Here is a 931-nt window from a genome sequence, read left to right on the forward strand (position 1 = left end):
TATATACCCAATTTGAACCTTCACCTACCACCTCAGAACCTCAGTCTTCGAACACTGGTTCCTCAAACTCTTCAAACTCTTCAAACTCTTCAAACTCTTCAAACTCTTCAAACTCATAATGGTCTTTTTCATCCCTTTCATAATCAGATTACCGGCGACTCACCGTCCAAGAAATATAATAATCGATGGTATGGCAGAGCCTCTATACAGAGACTTATGGACAAAGGCTTCATGTTGGGCGCCAGCTATTACTTCAAGCAAGCATCTTCTATAACAAGAGAGCCGATCAGAAAGCTCGGATTGAGCACAACTTGGGTACCTAATCGAAAGCGCAGTTACAGCTTGCTCTCCGGATTTGGTTTGAGCGAATCCAGCTCAGACTGATCCCTGGGTATCCAAAGTAGCTTTAAGTTCTAAATTCAGTTGAGGTCCAAACAACTGAGCTCAACAAGGCAAAAATAAAAAACCCGCATAAGCGGGCTTTTGAATATCACATTAAGTTTGGCTTATTGCCAAATAATCTTCTGCTTACTGCCATACCATCCGTCTTGAGAAGGTGCGTAAACATCTTCGATTACATTACGCTTAATTTTCATTGTCGGCGTCAGGAACTCATTTTCAATCGTCCACTGCTGATTCACAACAACCATAAATTGCAGCGCCTCATGCGGGTCAACCGAAGCATTAACCTCTTTCATTAAGGCTTCCAATTCCGGCTCAACCTGCTTACGGAAAGACTCATCACCCTGCTTAGCAAAAGTTTCATCCGAAAGCATCAACAAAGCATAAGGCTGAGGCTGTTCAGCACCAGCAACACAGACCATCTCTAAAGAATCATGACCAACAATCTTGTTTTCAATTGGCGCTGGAGCAACATACTTACCTTTACTGGTCTTAAAGATTTCCTTAATACGACCAGTAATACGCAAGC

At 42.5% G+C, this 931-nt stretch carries 1 pseudogene; it reads right to left on the reverse strand.

The features are described 5' to 3' along the window. Positions 1-506: 506 nt before the first annotated feature. Positions 507-931, reverse strand: a pseudogene (locus A3763_RS29130) (AMP-binding acetyl-CoA synthetase); the annotation flags it as partial.

The sequence above is a fragment of the Oleiphilus sp. HI0128 genome (assembly GCF_001635365.1).